At 58.4% G+C, this 15,501-nt stretch carries 13 protein-coding genes; 2 read left to right on the top strand and 11 right to left on the bottom strand.

The genetic code is table 11. The annotated features are described in order from the left end of the window. Positions 1 to 4 precede the first annotated feature (4 nt). Positions 5 to 1,153 (bottom strand): sugar ABC transporter substrate-binding protein, encoded by a 1,149-nt coding sequence (locus tag VQ071_RS01275; RefSeq protein WP_340512021.1) that lies wholly within the window; start codon positions 1,151 to 1,153, stop codon positions 5 to 7. Between the two features lie 76 nt (positions 1,154 to 1,229). Here VQ071_RS01275 and VQ071_RS01270 point away from each other — a divergent pair, with 76 nt between their 5' ends. Then, positions 1,230 to 1,502, top strand: a complete 273-nt coding sequence (locus tag VQ071_RS01270) for a hypothetical protein (protein WP_340512020.1) — start codon at positions 1,230 to 1,232, stop codon at positions 1,500 to 1,502. Positions 1,503 to 1,514: 12 nt separating this feature from the next. Next, the gene (locus VQ071_RS01265; RefSeq protein ID WP_340512019.1) at positions 1,515 to 2,543 is read left to right on the top strand and encodes a LacI family DNA-binding transcriptional regulator; all 1,029 of its coding nucleotides are present in this window, start codon (positions 1,515 to 1,517) and stop codon (positions 2,541 to 2,543) included. Positions 2,544 to 2,753: 210 nt separating this feature from the next. Here the strand turns inward: VQ071_RS01265 and VQ071_RS01260 are convergent, their stop codons facing one another. The 10 genes from VQ071_RS01260 to VQ071_RS01215 all read right to left on the bottom strand — a co-directional run bounded on the left by VQ071_RS01260 (position 2,754) and on the right by VQ071_RS01215 (position 15,481). Continuing rightward, positions 2,754 to 3,854 (bottom strand): hypothetical protein, encoded by a 1,101-nt coding sequence (locus tag VQ071_RS01260; protein ID WP_340512018.1) that lies wholly within the window; start codon positions 3,852 to 3,854, stop codon positions 2,754 to 2,756. Between the two features lie 81 nt (positions 3,855 to 3,935). Beyond that, on the bottom strand, positions 3,936 to 4,334 hold the full coding sequence (locus VQ071_RS01255; protein WP_340512017.1) for a hypothetical protein: 399 nt from the start codon (positions 4,332 to 4,334) through the stop codon (positions 3,936 to 3,938). Between the two features lie 120 nt (positions 4,335 to 4,454). Further along, a complete protein-coding gene (gene infC, locus VQ071_RS01250) occupies positions 4,455 to 4,946 on the bottom strand; it encodes a translation initiation factor IF-3 (RefSeq protein ID WP_340512016.1) in 492 nt (163 codons plus the stop codon). Positions 4,947 to 5,124: 178 nt separating this feature from the next. Then, positions 5,125 to 6,357 (bottom strand): acyl-CoA dehydrogenase, encoded by a 1,233-nt coding sequence (locus VQ071_RS01245; protein WP_340512015.1) that lies wholly within the window; start codon positions 6,355 to 6,357, stop codon positions 5,125 to 5,127. Positions 6,358 to 6,359: 2 nt separating this feature from the next. Further along, positions 6,360 to 8,483 (bottom strand): ATP-binding protein, encoded by a 2,124-nt coding sequence (locus tag VQ071_RS01240; RefSeq protein ID WP_340512014.1) that lies wholly within the window; start codon positions 8,481 to 8,483, stop codon positions 6,360 to 6,362. Positions 8,484 to 8,638: 155 nt separating this feature from the next. Continuing rightward, positions 8,639 to 9,880: a DUF445 domain-containing protein gene (locus VQ071_RS01235; protein ID WP_340512013.1), complete on the bottom strand. Its 1,242-nt coding sequence runs from the start codon at positions 9,878 to 9,880 to the stop codon at positions 8,639 to 8,641. A gap of 133 nt (positions 9,881 to 10,013) precedes the next feature. Next, positions 10,014 to 11,906 carry an LTA synthase family protein gene (locus VQ071_RS01230; RefSeq protein ID WP_340512012.1) on the bottom strand — a complete coding sequence of 631 codons (1,893 nt, stop codon included), beginning with the start codon at positions 11,904 to 11,906 and terminating at the stop codon, positions 10,014 to 10,016. 418 nt (positions 11,907 to 12,324) lie between these two features. Beyond that, positions 12,325 to 13,635, bottom strand: coding sequence for an ABC transporter substrate-binding protein (locus tag VQ071_RS01225; protein ID WP_340512011.1), 1,311 nt, complete (start codon positions 13,633 to 13,635; stop codon positions 12,325 to 12,327). 119 nt (positions 13,636 to 13,754) lie between these two features. Further along, positions 13,755 to 14,594 carry a carbohydrate ABC transporter permease gene (locus tag VQ071_RS01220; RefSeq protein ID WP_340512010.1) on the bottom strand — a complete coding sequence of 280 codons (840 nt, stop codon included), beginning with the start codon at positions 14,592 to 14,594 and terminating at the stop codon, positions 13,755 to 13,757. After that, the gene (locus VQ071_RS01215; RefSeq protein WP_340512009.1) at positions 14,591 to 15,481 is read right to left on the bottom strand and encodes a carbohydrate ABC transporter permease; all 891 of its coding nucleotides are present in this window, start codon (positions 15,479 to 15,481) and stop codon (positions 14,591 to 14,593) included. Before VQ071_RS01215 ends, VQ071_RS01220 begins: the two co-directional genes overlap by 4 nt. Positions 15,482 to 15,501: the final 20 nt, after the last annotated feature.

Raw genomic sequence — 15,501 nt, 5'->3', positions numbered from 1 at the left:
TGCTTTATTGCGAAGCCGTCGAGCTCATCAGATCCTTGGCGGACTGCACGGCTTTGTCCATCGTCGCCTTCACGTCGGCATTCGTATTCCAGATGGTCGCGAACGCCGCATCCGTCGGCGCATACAGGCTGTTCATCTCCGGAATGGACGGCATCGGCTTGGAGTTCTTGAACTGCTCGACGATGCCGCTGAGGATCGGATCGTTCTGGATGAGCGGATCGGCGCTGGCTTCCTTGTTGGCCGGAATAATGCCCGCGAGCTCGAAGTCCTTGAGCGCGTTCTCTTTGGAGGTCAGGAAGTTCGCCAGCAGCTTCGCCGCGTTCGGATAGGCCGTGTACGAGTTGACGTAGAACGATCGCACGCCCGACAGCGACATCGACGGCTTGCCGTCCGGGAAGGCCGGGAGCGGCGCGATGCCGAAGTCGACCTTGCCCTTGTAGGACGCGATCGACCATGGGCCGTCGATCGACATTGCCACCTTGCCGGATGAGAACAGCTCGGCCTGGATGTCGAAGGTCAGATCGCTCGTCTTGATCGGCATGATCTGCTTCAGACCCTGGTAATACTTCAGGCCTTCAACCGCCATGTCGCCGTTCAAGCCGATATCGGCTGCATCCGTGCCGTCCTTGCCGAAGATGTAGCCGCCCTTCCAGGTGATGAACATGCTGTTGAAGTAAAGATTGTGGAGCCACGTAATCGCATACTTCTTGCTGGCCGGGTCGTTGTAGGTCTTCGCAAATGCAATCACCTCGTCCCAAGTCTTCGGCGCTTCCTTGACGAGCGCCTTGTTATAGAACAGTCCGTAAGTCTCGATCGTCTGCGGATAGCCGTACAGAATGCCGTTGTAGGTGCTGGCCTCGATCGCCGTCTCCAGCGTCTTGGCCTTCGTCTCCTCCTCGAACAGATCGTTCGGCAGCAGCAGGTTCGCGACCGCCAGCTTGGACAGCTTGTCATGCGGGAGCATCAGCACGTCGGCCGCGAGCTTCGCGGGACCGTCCGTCTCCAGCTTCTCCGCCTGGTTCGGAATGTTCACTTCCTCAATGGCGACGTCAACGCCGTATTGCTGCTTGAAGTCGGCAAGCGCGCTCTCGATGAACGTCCGCTCGGTCTTATCCGTCCAGATCTTCAGCTTCGCGCCCTCTTCCGGCTTCACGTCTTCCGTATCCTGTGCAGCGCTTTCATTCGATGCCGACGGACTTGCGCTTGCGGACGCGCCTGCAGTCGCTGCTGTGTCCGAAGACGCTCCTCCGGTATTGTTTGAATTGCCGCATGCTGCGAGTACGGATACCATCATCGTTGCTACCGCCAACCATCCGAGCTTTTTTGTCATCATTTTGTTGAACCCGCCCTTCAAATCGTTTATGATGGAGGAGGAAACCGGTTTCCTTGATCTCAAAGTAACATACCTATTTCGGGAAAGCAATAAGATTTTTGCCAGAGATTGGGCAGCCGGACTGGAGCGCGTTATAATAAATATCAGTATGAATATGCAGGGGAATTAACGGGGGCCGCCTATGAAAACAACGATTAACGATATCGCGAGGGCAGCGAACGTAGCCAAATCTACGGTGTCCAAAGTGCTGAACGACGCGCCTACCATCTCGGAAGCGACAAAAGCGAAAGTACGCGCCATCATGAAGGAATTGCAGTATACGCCCAGCAGCATCGCCACCCAACTGGCGAAGCAGAGCAGCATGAATATCGGGTTCATCATGAACTTCGACCGCAAGGACGACTTCCTGAACCCTTTCTTCTACAGCTTGCTGGGCGGTGCCGAGAGCGTGACCTTCGAGCATCGCTACGAGCTGACGATCGCCAACATCACGAACAGCAACGAAGACTTCATGAACCGGTACGTCTACAGCAAAAAGCTGGACGGCATGCTCATCAATCCGTCCTTCCTGAACCGGGATGTCGTAAGCGAGCTGGAGCGGCTGGAATTCCCCTATGTGATCGTCGGGCAGCCGAAGGAGGACTACGGTGCGGACTCCGATTGGGTCGATATCGATAACAACGAGGGCGGGCGGATCGCTGCGAATCATTTGCTCGAGCAGGGCTACGCCCGCATCGCCTTTCTCGGCGGCGTGCCCGGCGAGGCCATCTCGCGCAACCGTCTGGCCGGCTACCAGAATGTCATGTCCGGCGCCCGGCGCGATCTCGTCTCGGACAATCCGTATATCCGGCAGGGAGAGACGAACGAGGCGACGGGCTACCGCCTGATGAATGAGCTGCTGGACCTCGACGCCCCGCCCGACGCGGTCATATGCGTCAACAACTTCATTGCGTTCGGCGTCTTGAAGGCTGCGCAGGAGCGCGGAGTCCGCATCCCCGAGCAGCTCGGCATCGTCACGTTCGACAACTTCCCGCTCGCCCCCTACACGACGCCGGCCCTCACCGCCCTTGAGATCGATACGTTCAGCCTTGGCGTGCTGGCGACCAATGTCCTGTTCGGCAAGCTTGGCTTGATTCAAGCGGCGGACGCCGAGCTCCGTTCAATCAAGCCCGAGCTGATCGTACGTCAATCCAGCCTGCGGAACGGCTGATTGCAAGGCGGCATATAGAAGCCTCCGTACCCGGATGGGTCGGAGGCTGTGGTGTTGGGGCTCTGTATGCTTCACCCGTTCTTTTCCTGAAGAGCCGTTGTAAGCATGCTGCGTTATGATAACCTTGTTCACTGCTGAGAACGGCACGAATATGTAAAAGAAGATGCGAATACCGAAAGGACATCTCCGCCGCGCGCACGCTCTATTGCTTTATTTATAATCAGGCGGAAGCAATATTCTAACGAGAGAGTCAGAATTAGTGTCAGATGAAGCAGCCACTTCTTCAGTGACTGCCACTTCTGAAATGTCTGCCGCCTTCTCTTCCAAGTTTTCTGTTGCATGATTATCTGAATTATTAACTTCCTGTTCCAGGTTATGCTCCTTGATTTGTTTCATTTCAAACCTAATGTGTAGGATCGACGCCTTAGGTATAAGGTATTTATTTCCATCCTTATCATCTGCGTTTTTAACAAGCAAGGACGCTCCATCGATACTTGCCCTAATAATCGTTACATTCTCCATCACTTCGTTTGTTATTAGCTTGATGTGTGCAATCACCTTTGTTGATACGTATAAATTTCCCGCATAGATCAGTTGCCCGTAAAGCAGGCGCAATGTCACATATAAAACCAAGTAGAGCAATATAAAAATTATGCTCGCATCCACTGGAACTTTCGAAAATAAATATCCTGCGGTTTCGCCAGTAAACGTTATATTTAACTTGAATGCTATACCGTAATAGAAGGATATTACACCTAGAGCGCACGCAACTAAAAATAGAGGAAAAAATACATAAGCATATATAATAATTAGTATTATTAAAAAAGTAAGAATGAATCCTTTTCGAGTTTTTGTTGATTTGTTTATTTCGGTGAATACTCGAATTCTATAGCTTTTCTTAACTCTGAGCATGAGTAAACCAAGAGAAATAAGCGCAGTCAATACGATTGAGATCTGAATTAATAGGGTTGGAAAAGGAAAATCCGAGACAAAAGGAAATCGATTGTTTCCTGAATGCCCTTTGATCTCAAACGTTCCGAGAATGATTGCCGCAGTTGTTATCAATAGAAATTTTCCAATTTCACTCAGCAGTGTTGTGAAAATTTGAATACTGGGGCTTAGTAATAACTTTTCCTCACGTGTTATTTTTAAAATCGAAACAATAATACTAATGAATGGAATAAGCGGTGGCACTAATAAAGCTGTGGCCCATCCGCTGAATGACACATCAAAATCCAAAATAACCCCTCCCAATATCCCCGTATTGATAATATCGGGAGGGGAAATGCAATTCATGACGACTTCTTCCAAATAATCACTTTTTCCGGTATACAATCAAGTTGTTGCAGTGAGACTAGAAGGTTTTTGGGCCGGGCCGTTGTTTGGCTGCTACTAGGGTTTGGGCGATGCGGACCAGGGCGGGGGTGCCTTCTCCGCCGGAGAATAGCGGACGGATCGCGGCGGGCTATCTGTGGGTAGGGATCGTGAGGCGGGGACGGACAAACGTAGGACACCGAGGTCACGTGCGATCCCCTGGGTCAGGCGCTGCAATTCGGACAGCGATTCGGCGATCCGGGTCGCGATGGAGAGAGCATCGGCGAGCGACTCGGCGACGGGCAGCCCGCGGGTGTGTTTTTCCTGATGAGCCGCACTCGGCATCATGGAGAGTTGCACGTACAGGGCGGCGGCACGGAGAAGATCGGCAATCGCTTCTTCCTGGCGAATGAGGGCTGTGCGGACCGACTCTTCGAATTGAGCCTGATGTATCCCGCGCTCCGGATCGATTGACATGCCGGCACTCGCCTCCATGAATAATATAGGCGTTTTTCCATGTGCCTATATTATTCTATGACAAGCCCCCGTACAGACAGAACAGGCTTGCTCATAAACCCGACGCCATCGTCCGCTGCTCTAGTGCGGCATCACACGCACAGCGGCTTGCTTGCCGCTGACCTGTATACCAGTTTCCTTTGTGCCCAGCTGAGCGAGTTCCTTGAGCATGCGCTCCAGCAGCTCTTTGGCGCGCGTGCCTTCCTTGGCGTTCCCGAGCTTGACCGTGAGCTGGACGGCATGTCCCGAGGACAACAGCTTCTCGGACTGCCGCAGCTTCGTATCGTAGTCGTGATCCTCGATCTGCGCAGTCAGACGGATCTCCTTGGTCTTGATCTCGCCCTCCCGCGCACGCTCGGCGCGCTTCTCCTGCGAGACCGCCTGCTTGGCGGCGCCCCGCGCGACCAGCTTGCACGGCGGAGGGCTGCTGAGCAGCGAGGTGCAGACGAGATCGGCTCTGGCCTGCTTCGCCAGCGCCAGCGCCTCATCGCGGGTCACGACGCCCAGATCCTCGCCGTCCAGTCCGGTCAGCGCAACCTCGGAGGCTCTTATTTTTTCGTTCATAATCAGCATGGCGACTCTCCTCGTTTTCTCATTTGCGTGACTGCCACACTTGCTGCCGCTTCGTCTATATCGCCCACACACCCCAAAGTACTGTCAATCGGAAGCACTCGGCGGAATTGCGAACTCTGGCAGGCTGCCACCGCATGAGCGCCCACGACGTTGTCCTCCGCGGCGGCCGTGTGCCGTCTCACCCGTTCAGCAAGCCGTGCTGTGCGGCCGTATGCAGGTCCCGCCATGCGCGGTTGACCGGCTCGTGCTCCATCAGCCCGGTCATGCCCAGCATCGGCAGCAGCGCGTGCGCGCACGCCGTCGCCGTCCGGGACGCTGCCCGGCAGGCGGCTCCCACGCTTGCGACGGCATCGTCGGACAGCGCCTGACGCTCGACAAACGCCGTCCACGATTCCTCCGTCTCCCGGTAGAATACGTCGACCACCTCGTCCAGCTCCCGTCGCCGCGCTGCGATCTGGTCGGCCACTCGCGCATAACGGCCGGCATAGGCACGGTCCCACGCGACGCGCTTGGCATCCGCGAGTCGTCGGGCTTCGTCCAAAAAGCGTCGGCCGAGACCGACTGCGACTGCGGCGAAAGAGACCTGGGCGAACGGCAGAAACGGGTAGCGGTATACCGGATCGCCGTAGCGCGGCGGGGTGGCGATATCAAAGGTTCTCTCCTCGGGAACGAAGGCGTCCGTCACGCGGATGGTGTGACTCTCCGTAGCCTTGAGCCCCATGGCCGCCCAATCCTGGACGATCTCGACCTGATCGGGCAGGAATGCGAACGAGCGGATTTCAGGCGGCTTACTCTCGACCTCCGGAGCATCTCCGCGAATGTCCTGCTGCTCCCCATCGCCGACTGCCGCACGTACCGCGCTATCCGTCAGTCCCTTTTCGCCGTCGTCAACTGCCGCTCCGTCCCGCTCCACCCGGCAGTTCGCCGTGAAGAAGCTGGCATGGCCGGCTCCGCTGCAATACTGCCAGCTGCCGCTGACCCGATAGCCGCCAGGCACAGCCGTCGCCGTCCCGGTCGGATGGCCGCTGCCGGCAATGACCGCCCGCCTGTCTGAGAACAGCGCCTCGGCCGTCGGCTCCGGCAGCGTAGCTGCGAAGAAGCCGCCGCCCGAGCCGATCGTCACGAGCCAGCCGAAGCTGCCGTCTATGTAGGCCGCCTGCTCGAAGATGCGAGCGGCCTCCGGCAGCGCCGTCATCCGCCCGCCCAAGGCATCCGGCACGAACAGCTTGAACAGCCGCTCCTCGTAGATCATCTCCACAATATCGGACGGCAGCCGGCCTTCACGCTCGATTGAAAGAGACGCCGCTTGCACGCGTCCGCTCAACGCTTGCGATATGCCCCTCGCCTGGTCAAGCTCTCGCTCCCCGCCCGTCTTCTTCTCCGCTTCCAGACCTGTCTCTCTTTCTATCATCTCTACAGCTCCTTATTGTTGACGCGTTCTCCCCAGCCAGCCTCGCGGCTCCCCCGAATATAGGTCTCGATCTTGTCGGTCAGGCTCCCGAGATCCACGGGCTTGGTCATATAGAAGTCCACGCCCGATTCCAGGCATTGCTCGCTATCGGAGAAAAATGCCTTGGCCGTCAGGGCAATGATCGGCACGCCGCTGCGTCCCGGCATCGAACGGATGCGGCGGGCCGCCTCCAGGCCGTCCATGCCCGGCATCATGATGTCCATCAGCACGAGGTCGACGACAGCGCTGCCGGAGAGCAAGCCGAGCGCTTCGACGCCTGAATAGGCGGTCAGAATGCGGTAGCCTCTGGCATCGAGCGCCGCCCGCAGTGAATAGACGTTGTGTTCGTCATCGTCGACGATGAGCAGTCGGTGCGGCCTGGCCTCTACTGGGTCGGAGGCGGAGGCAGACCTGCCTGTCCGCACATCCGCCGCACCTTCCGCGCCGCCGGCGCTTCTCTGCGCCGCCTCTCCCGCATCCGCACCTGCCGCCGCGGCACTGTCGGCCCCCTCGCGGGCAGCCTCCGCCTGCGGCCAGGCAAGCCCGGCCCGCTCCGCCGAGCGCTCTCCGCTCGGCCACTCACGCGACGGCTCCGCCCCGTCCGGCGCCCCCGCGCACTCGTCGCGCAGCAAAGCAGCCGCCTCGAGCGTGCTCAGCGCCGGCCAGGGCAGCAGCAGCGTGAAGCGGCTGCCCGCCCCCGGCTCGCTCTCGAGCATGATGTCGCCGCCGAGCATGAGAGCGAACTGCTTGGCGATCGACAGGCCGAGTCCCGTCCCCCCGTACGCGCGGCTGATCGAGCCGTCCGCCTGGAAGAACGCGTCGAAGATCGCTTCCTGCTTGTCCGCCGCGATCCCGATGCCGGTATCCGCGACGATGAACGCCAATCCGCCCTCCTCAAGCAGCCGGCCGCTATCCACGCGCGAGACGGTCAGGCTGACAGTGCCCCGCTGCGTGAACTTGAGCGCGTTGGAGAGCAGATTGCTGATGATCTGCTTCAGACGCTGCTCGTCCGTGTAGAGATACTCGGGCATCTCGCCTTCCGTATTAAGACGCAGCATGAGCCGCTTCTGGTCGGCGATCGGCCGGAAGCGCTCCTCGATATGCAGGAGCAGCTCCTCGATGCTGAACGCCGAGCGGTCGAGCTCCAGCCGCCCGGCCTCGATCTTCGACAGATCCAGCACATCGTTGATCAGTCCGAGCAGCTCCTTGCCGGAGTGGCGGATGATGCGCGCATAGCCGACCTCCTCGTCCGTCATCCGGCCGTCAATATTTTCCTCGAGCAGCTGGGCGAGTACGAGTACGGAATTGAGCGGCGTACGCAGCTCGTGGGACATGTTGGCGAGAAACTCGCTTTTGTAGCGGGAAGCCGCCTCCACCTGCTTGTACATTCCCTCCAGCTCCACCTTGGCCAGCTCCAGCGATTGCCCCTTTTCCTCCGATATGCGATACTGCTTTTCGAGACGCGCCGTGTAGAGCTCGAGCTTCTGCTTGCGCCTGTCCTCGCGCATGAACTCCTGCAGGATGAACATGAAGCCGAAGCACAGCAGCATACTGACGAGAAAAGTGCCCGGCGCGATATCCACCAGGTAATGGCGCGGCGGGATGATGCCGAACAGCGCGATGAACAGCACGTTGCCGGCATTGACCGAGAGGACGAGCGTGACCAGCTTGCGCAGCTCTGTCAGGCGGTATCGCCGTGCGAACCAGAGGATGAAGATAACGAGCAGACTCATCGCGATTACGTTCAGGCAGCCGACGACCGCCGCCTTGTTCACGCCGAAGGACAATCTGGCGAGACCGATCCCAAGACCGATGACCAGAATCGACAGCCGGTTGCGGACGAACAGCGGCGATGCGATGAGCACCAGGTACCTGAGGTCGAATATGACCGTATCGGAAAAGCGAAAGCCAAAACGCATCGTCGTCCATCCGCATGCGATCGCGAGCACGACAAAAAGCGCTTCCTTCTGGCGCGCGCTCCATTTATAAACGATATATTTGTATAGCAGACTCGCCAAATAAAGCATCGTCATCATCGTGCTCGCATTGATGAGAAAAATACGCAAAAACGCGCTGATGTCGTCCATGGTACACCGCCTCGGTCGAACTTCTACGTACATTATAGCAAATCGTCCGACGTCCGTACTTCACATATGGAGACGCTCGAGGCGGGCAGCCGTCGGCTTGGTCGAAGACGGGGCGCGATCCGCCGAGCAGCCTGCCCCGCCCTGCTCGGCCAATCTCAAGCGAGCAGGTTGACGCCTTCGAGCACCAGCCCGATCAGGAACCCGCACACGGCGCCGTTGACGCGAATCCACTGAAGATCGCCGCCGATCTTGTCTTCCATCATCCGGATCAGCGATTCGTTGTCCAGCTTGTCGATATTCTCCTGGACGAGCTTGCCGATCTTCCAGTGATTGCGTTCGACGAAGTCGCTGATGCGCTCCTGTACCCAGGTCTGGAACGTCTCAATCAGCTGCGGGTTGGCACGCAGACTGTCCAGCAGCCCCGTGATGGCGGGCTGCACGTACGCCTCCGCGAAGCGGGGTTCGCGGACGAACGCGAGCGCCCGCTCCCGCTGCGTCTCGAGCCATGGGCCCAGCCAGCCCTCGATCGCGCCGCCGTCCGCGAGCCGTTCCTTCCAGCCGTCGAGCTCCGACACGACAGACGGCTGATCGGGGAGCCTGCGCAGCGTATCGCGCATCGTCTCCAGCAGCATCTCGCGCAGCGGATGGTCCTCCCTCGCCTGCATGTCGGCCAGCGTGCCGAGGATCGCATTTTGCAGCATGCCGCCCAGCTTGTCCTCGTCCATGAACGAGACGAACGCATTGACGGCGAAGCCCATCAGTCCGCCGACCTGCAGATTGTGCAGCGCTGCGGACCCCATGATCCCGAGCTGGCGCCGGGTCTCCTCGCGGGCGACGAAGCCGCCCGCTTTGTCCACGAGGAACAGGAGCGCCTTCTCCTCGTAACCTCTCGCGAGCGCCTCCTCCGATACTTTGCGCAGCAGACCGACCGTATCCAGCTCGCGCAGCTGCGCGCCGATCGCGCGGGAGAGCATCGGCACGATGCGTTCCATCGGCAGACGCTCCAGGAGGAATTCGCTCACGCGAACCGCCACGCCCGCCGCCTCGGCACGATGCGTCTCGAGGAGGCCGAGCAGCCGCTCGCCGATCTTGAACTCCGTCGTCTTGGTCACGATGCTCTCCTTGGTGAGCAGCTCCGTCTCGATCGCCTGGATGAGGGACCGGACGACCTTGTCCCGATTGCGCGGCAGCAGCGCCGTATGCGGGATCGGGATGCCGAGCGGGTGGCGGAACAGCGCCGTGACGGCGAACCAGTCGGCGAGTCCTCCGACCAGCCCCGCCTCGAAGCCGCCATGCAGCAGCGCGCCGCCCCAGCCTGCCATCGGGAACGTAGCCAGGAATCCCGCTCCCATGATGCCGAGCGAGACGGCCGCCGTATGCTTCGCTTGTCCAGGCATATCGATAGACTCCTTCAACTGTTCGATTTGTCTTATGTATTCTATATTACCCTACGTTGATCGTCCTGCAAAAAAAACAAAACGGCGGCTACGCGAGTAATCCCGCATAACCGCCGTCCGTACGAGCCCCATCTTATTGATCATCCGCTCCCGGCTTGGGCCCGCCGCCCTCCGGCAGCGCCGGCAGCTGCTTGGCGTAGCTGTCCGACATGTTCAGCAATCTGAGCGCGGCGTTGTACTGCGCCTCGGTCGATCCGCTCGCGCTGATGCTGTTGTCCTTGACGTCGTAGTTGGTGCCGTCCTCGAATCCGACGCCCGGCAGGAACATCGCCGTATCGCCCACGAACGAGCCGGTCGGCAGGAAGTGACGCATCGGCAGCAGGTTGGTCTGCTGGTTGAGCAGGTCCTCGCCGAAGTGGATCTGATCCTTCATCGATACGCCGAGCAGGTTGGCGACGGTCGGCATGATGTCAATCTGGCCGCCGGTCTGCTCGAAAGTCTTCGGATAGGTGACGCCCGGCGCATGAACGATGAACGGAATATTGAACATATCCGTATAGCCGTATTGGCGTCCGAAGATGCCTTCCATCAGATCCTTTTCCTTGCCGCTCAGGGAGTACAGCGGCAGACCCTGGTGGTCCCCGTAGAACACGATGACGCTGTCGTCCCACAAACCGCTGCGCTTGAGCTCGTCGAGGAACTGTCCCATGGCATAGTCGGCATAGTTCTGAGCCATAATATAGTTCCCCACAAGCGTGCCGTCGTACGAAGCAGGCAGCTTGATCCGTTGCTTGTCGTCCGGCATCTTGTACGGATGATGGGCGCTCATCGAGATGACCATCGCATAGAACGGTTTGTCTTGCTGATCCATCTTGACCAGCTCGGGCACCGTCTTGGCGAACAGTACCTCGTCCGAAGCGCCGAAGGCGATATGGTCATCGTCTCCGTAGAATTGCTGATCGTAGTACTTGTCGAAGCCGATCGCCTTGTACAGCGCCGAGCGGTTCCAGAACTCCACGCTGTTCGTATGGAACGTGGCCGTATTGTAGCCGCTCGCGGACATCAGACGCGGCAGGCTCGGCAGCTGCTTATCCATGTATTCCGACGACGTAGCCGCCTCATGACGCGGCACGTAGAGCGACGTGTTGACGACGAATTCCGCATCGGACGTCGTGCCCTGACCGACGTTCGTGTAGAAGTTGTTGAAGTAAAAATCGCCCGCCGCGAGCTTCGTAATATTCGGCGTGATCTCCTGCCCCTCGATCGTCAGTCCGATCAGGAAGTTCTGGAACGATTCCATCTGCACGACGATCAGATTTTTCCCTTGGGCTGCGGCCCACTCCGCCGGAGAGGCGGGCTGCTTCGCGCCCTTCAGCGCATCGATCGCATCCTGGTTGATCTCGTTCATGTCGATGACTTCTTCGTTCGTCGTGCTGTCGGCGAAGATCGTATATACCTCGTAGTTGAGGATGCCCATGCCCTCGGCCTTCTTGTTCTCGTTCATGCTGGCATGATTGGGCCAGATGTTGAAGATGCACAGCGCTGCAGAGACGATGAACGTAGCGAGCAGAGCCGTGCGGTTCACGCTGCGCATGCCGATGCTGCGGAAGCGCGCGATGTACTTGGGCCGGAACATATAGAAGGCGAAGATGATGATATCGATAAAGATGAGCAGGTAGTACGGATCAAGCAGCGAATAGGTGCTCTCCCCGACCTTCGTCACCTTGTCCGCCTGCTCGAGCGCGTGGTACGTGACGATGACGCCGTAATATTTGTAGTACATCAGCACCGCGAAGTAGAGCAGCGTAATCGACAGGTTCGCGATCATATAATATAGCAGCTTGCGCTTGGAGGCGAACCACTCGATCAGGCAGAATACGATCAGGATAAACGGAATCTCTGTCAGCAAGGTCATCCAGGACGGGCCGTCGTCGAAAATGACGAACCAGGCCAAAGCGCCCTTCAACAGCAAAATCAATGAAAACCATAGGATCGGCTTGGACTTGATCGCATTCCATAGTCGCATGTTAAGCACTCTCCTTTCTTGCAGCATTGCGGGATGTCGAAGCTGTATCAATGCGCGCAATTTCATTTTTTTGTAATCTGTCTGTAAACAACGTGTTTAATTATGCACCGAACGAAGTCGCATGTCAAAAGACAGGAGCCGCGAAAAAAGCTGAAATTCCGGCTTAAAACACGCAATTGTCGGCCAAATCGGGATAAAATGGCGCATTAGTCTGGGAATAAATTGAAGCCAGTCCCCATAAATAAGGCTTTATCCTTATCTTACGCTTCTTTACTATTAACGAAGCAAGAGCAGCCAAGGTTCTAAAGATTCGTTAAAACGCAGGCGGAAACGGAAAACGGGCTTCACGGGAGGTTTCCCTCTCATGAAGCCCGCAGCCTTATGCAAATTGCGTTTCTACTATAATAGTAATATTCGTTTATTTGCTGACGATATCCTTGACCGCCTGATCGAGCTTGTCGAACAGCTTATCCTTGTCGATCGAGCCGCCTTGGTATTCCTGCATCGCCGCGCCCCAGCCTTGCGGCACGCCGTCCGGATACCGTCCCCAGTTCCAGCCGCCCGCTTCCTTCGCCATGCCGGATACGGCTGCTCCGATCTGCCCGATGTCCTCGGGCGTCGCCGGAATCGTCGCCAGCGCGGGGATGAACTTGAACTCCTTGGTGATATAGCTCTTGCCCGTCTCCGACGTGACCATCCACTCGAGGAACTTCTTGGCCTCGTCCGCGTGCTTGGACTTGCTGTTGACGATCCAGAAGTTCGCCGGGCCGGTGTAGATGCGCGCCTTGCCGCTGTCGTCGATCGGAATCGGCAGCAGACCGAGGTCGAGCTTGGCGACCTTGTCGATATCGCCTTGAATCCAGTTGCCCTGCTGGATCATCGCTGCCTTGCCGCTGGCGAAGTTGGCGACCTGGGTCGCATAGTCGGTCGTCAGCTTATCCTTTTGCGAGTACTTGAAGACGAGATCGACATAGTGGATCCACTTCTCGAATACCTCGTTGCCCTTGAACGATGCGGTGCCCGCCTTGTTCTCTTCGATGAACTTGATCGGGTCCGGCTGCTCGGAGAGACCGACGTTGATCGTGTGATGGCCGATCGACCACCATTCGTTCGTCGTGGAGAACGGCGTGATGCCGGCGTCCTGCAGCTTCTTGGCCGCGTCTTCGAGCGCGGTCAGCGTCTTGGGCAGCTCGGTGATGCCCGCCTTGGCGAACAGCTCCTTGTTGTAAATGATGCCGTAGCCCTCGATGTTCATCGGCATGCCGAGCAGCTTGCCGTCGACGCGGGCCGGCGCTGCGGCGGCGTTGATGACGTCCGAGGCCCAGGACTCGCCCGACAGGTCGGTGGCGCGGTCATAGTAAGGCTCCAGCGCCGCATAGCCCTCGGAGTTGAAGATCTCGGGCTCCGAGCCCGAAGCGATCTCGGCCTTGAGCAGCGCGTTGTAATCTTCGCCGCCGCCATGCGTCTCGACGTCGACCTTGACGCCCGTCTCCTTCTCATACGCTTCGGCCATTTTGTTCAGCGCGTCGGCGATCTCGACTTTGAACTGGAACACCTTGATCGTGACGTCCTTCTTCGGCGCGTCGGACGAAGCGGCCGCCGAGGATGCCGGTGCGGACGAGGCAGCGCCCGAGGATGCCGGTGCGGCGTTGTCTTTGTTGTTGCTGCCGCAGCCTGCGGCGACCGTCATGAGCGATGCGATTAGAATGCCTGCGGAGATTCGTTTCATTAATAATGACCTCCCGTATATTCGTTGTTCATTAACTGGCTACAGTGTCGAGTATAGCGGGGAAAACGTTTGCACAACACCGATTATGTTGATCTCAATAGTGTAACATATTGACGCCCTCACCCTTTGACCGAGCCCGCCGTAATCCCTTCGACGATATACTTCTGCAGCAGCAGGAACAGCACGACGATCGGGGTCACGCTCATCGCCAGACCGGCGAGCGCCAGATCCCACTGCTTGGTATACTGTCCGAAAAAGCGCGTGACCGCGAGCGGAATCGTCGTCAGATCCTTGTTGGAGCCGATGATGAGCACGGGCAGCAGATAGTCGTTCCAGATCCATAGCGTGTTCAAGATGACGACGGTCACCGCGATCGGACGGAGCAGCGGGAACACGATCCGCCAGAAGACGCCGTAGGGCGAGCAGCCGTCCATGACGGCCGCCTCTTCGATCTCCAGCGGCACGCCTTTGATGAAGCCGTGGAACAGGAAGACGGACAGCGAGAGGCCGAAGCCGAGATAGCAGACGACGATGCCGAGCAGGTCGCCCCGCAGCTCCAGGAAGCTCGTCACGCGCACAAGCTGCAGCATAACCGACTGGAACGGAATGATCATCGACGAGATGAACGCCAGGAACAGCAAGTTGTTGAAGCGGGACGGCCGGCGCACGAGGCGGTAGGCGGTCATCGAGCTGAGGATGACGATGCCGGCCACGCTGATGGCCGTGATCGTCACCGTATTGCGCAGCGCGGTCGGGAAGCGAATCATCTCCCATACCCGGCTATAGTTCGTGAACCTGTATGCCTCGGGCAGCGAAGCCGCGTCGACGAGAATCTCGCCGAGCGTCTTGACCGAGTTGACGAGAACGAAGTAAAACGGCGCGAGGAACAGCAGTCCGAGCAGAACCGCGAAGATCTCGATGCCGGCCAGCCTGTAGCGAAGCGCGCGGACCCGGTTCATGCTTCCACCTCCTTGCGCTTGGTGAGCCATACCTGCGTCACGGCGATGATCGAGACGGCGAGGAAGAACAGCATCGCCTTGGCCGTACCGAGCCCGTAGCGGTTGTTGACGAGCGCCTCCGCGTAGATGTTGTAGGCGAGCGACTGCGTCGAGGTGCCCGGCCCGCCCTTGGTGAGCGACAGATTCAGGTCGAACATCTTGAAGGCGTTCGAGATCGTCAGGAACAGGCATACTGTGATCGCCGGCATGATGAGCGGCAGCGTGACCTTGCGGATGCTCTGCCAGTAGCCGGCGCCGTCGATCGTGGCCGCCTCGAGCATGTCCTTGGGCACGCCGGTCAGCGCCGCGATGTAGATGACCATCATATAGCCCGCAGACTGCCAGACGAATACGATGACGAGGCCCCAGAAGCCGGTATTCGGCGTGCCCAGCCAGGGCTGCTCGAAGAACGACCAGCCGGTCATCTCCCCGATCGTCTTGAAGCCCTTGGTGAAGATGAACTGCCATATATAGCCGAGCAGGATGCCCCCGATCACGTTCGGCACGAAAAACACCGTACGCAGCAGGTTGCGCGTCTTGAGCGCGCGCGTCAGCATGAGCGCGAGCAGGAAGGCCAGCAAGTTGGACGTCAATACCGTGATGAAGGTGAAGCGGAGCGTGAAGCCGAAGGCGGCCCAGAATTTGTCGTCGTTCGTGAAGATCCGGTGCAGATTGTTCATGCCCGTCCACTTCGCCTTGTTCAGATCGAGGCCGTTCCATTCGGTGAACGCGTAATAAAATCCGAGCAGAAACGGCACCAGTACGATAATTGAGAATACGACGAGGCCCGGCCCCACGAATACGAGCTGTTGCAGCCATTGTCCGGATTTACCGCTGCGTTTGGTCATGAGGTCACACTTCCTTTCCG

This window comes from Cohnella sp. 56, assembly GCF_037963805.1.
Classification (GTDB): Bacteria; Bacillota; Bacilli; order Paenibacillales; family Paenibacillaceae; genus Cohnella.
The sequence above is the reverse complement of the archived record's forward strand: the minus strand, read 5'-3'. Positions and strand labels throughout refer to the sequence as shown.

What these genes read in the sequence shown, in the direction of transcription:
- VQ071_RS01265 (WP_340512019.1), top strand. Translation starts at nt 1,515, where the DNA reads ATGAAAACAACGATTAACGATATCGCGAGGGCAGCGAACGTAGCCAAA.
- VQ071_RS01255 (WP_340512017.1), bottom strand. Translation starts at nt 4,334, where the DNA reads ATGTCAATCGATCCGGAGCGCGGGATACATCAGGCTCAATTCGAAGAG.
- infC (WP_340512016.1), bottom strand. Translation starts at nt 4,946, where the DNA reads ATGCTGATTATGAACGAAAAAATAAGAGCCTCCGAGGTTGCGCTGACC.
- VQ071_RS01245 (WP_340512015.1), bottom strand. Translation starts at nt 6,357, where the DNA reads ATGATAGAAAGAGAGACAGGTCTGGAAGCGGAGAAGAAGACGGGCGGG.
- VQ071_RS01240 (WP_340512014.1), bottom strand. Translation starts at nt 8,483, where the DNA reads ATGGACGACATCAGCGCGTTTTTGCGTATTTTTCTCATCAATGCGAGC.
- VQ071_RS01235 (WP_340512013.1), bottom strand. Translation starts at nt 9,880, where the DNA reads ATGCCTGGACAAGCGAAGCATACGGCGGCCGTCTCGCTCGGCATCATG.
- VQ071_RS01230 (WP_340512012.1), bottom strand. Translation starts at nt 11,906, where the DNA reads ATGCGACTATGGAATGCGATCAAGTCCAAGCCGATCCTATGGTTTTCA.
- VQ071_RS01225 (WP_340512011.1), bottom strand. Translation starts at nt 13,635, where the DNA reads ATGAAACGAATCTCCGCAGGCATTCTAATCGCATCGCTCATGACGGTC.
- VQ071_RS01220 (WP_340512010.1), bottom strand. Translation starts at nt 14,594, where the DNA reads ATGAACCGGGTCCGCGCGCTTCGCTACAGGCTGGCCGGCATCGAGATC.
- VQ071_RS01215 (WP_340512009.1), bottom strand. Translation starts at nt 15,481, where the DNA reads ATGACCAAACGCAGCGGTAAATCCGGACAATGGCTGCAACAGCTCGTA.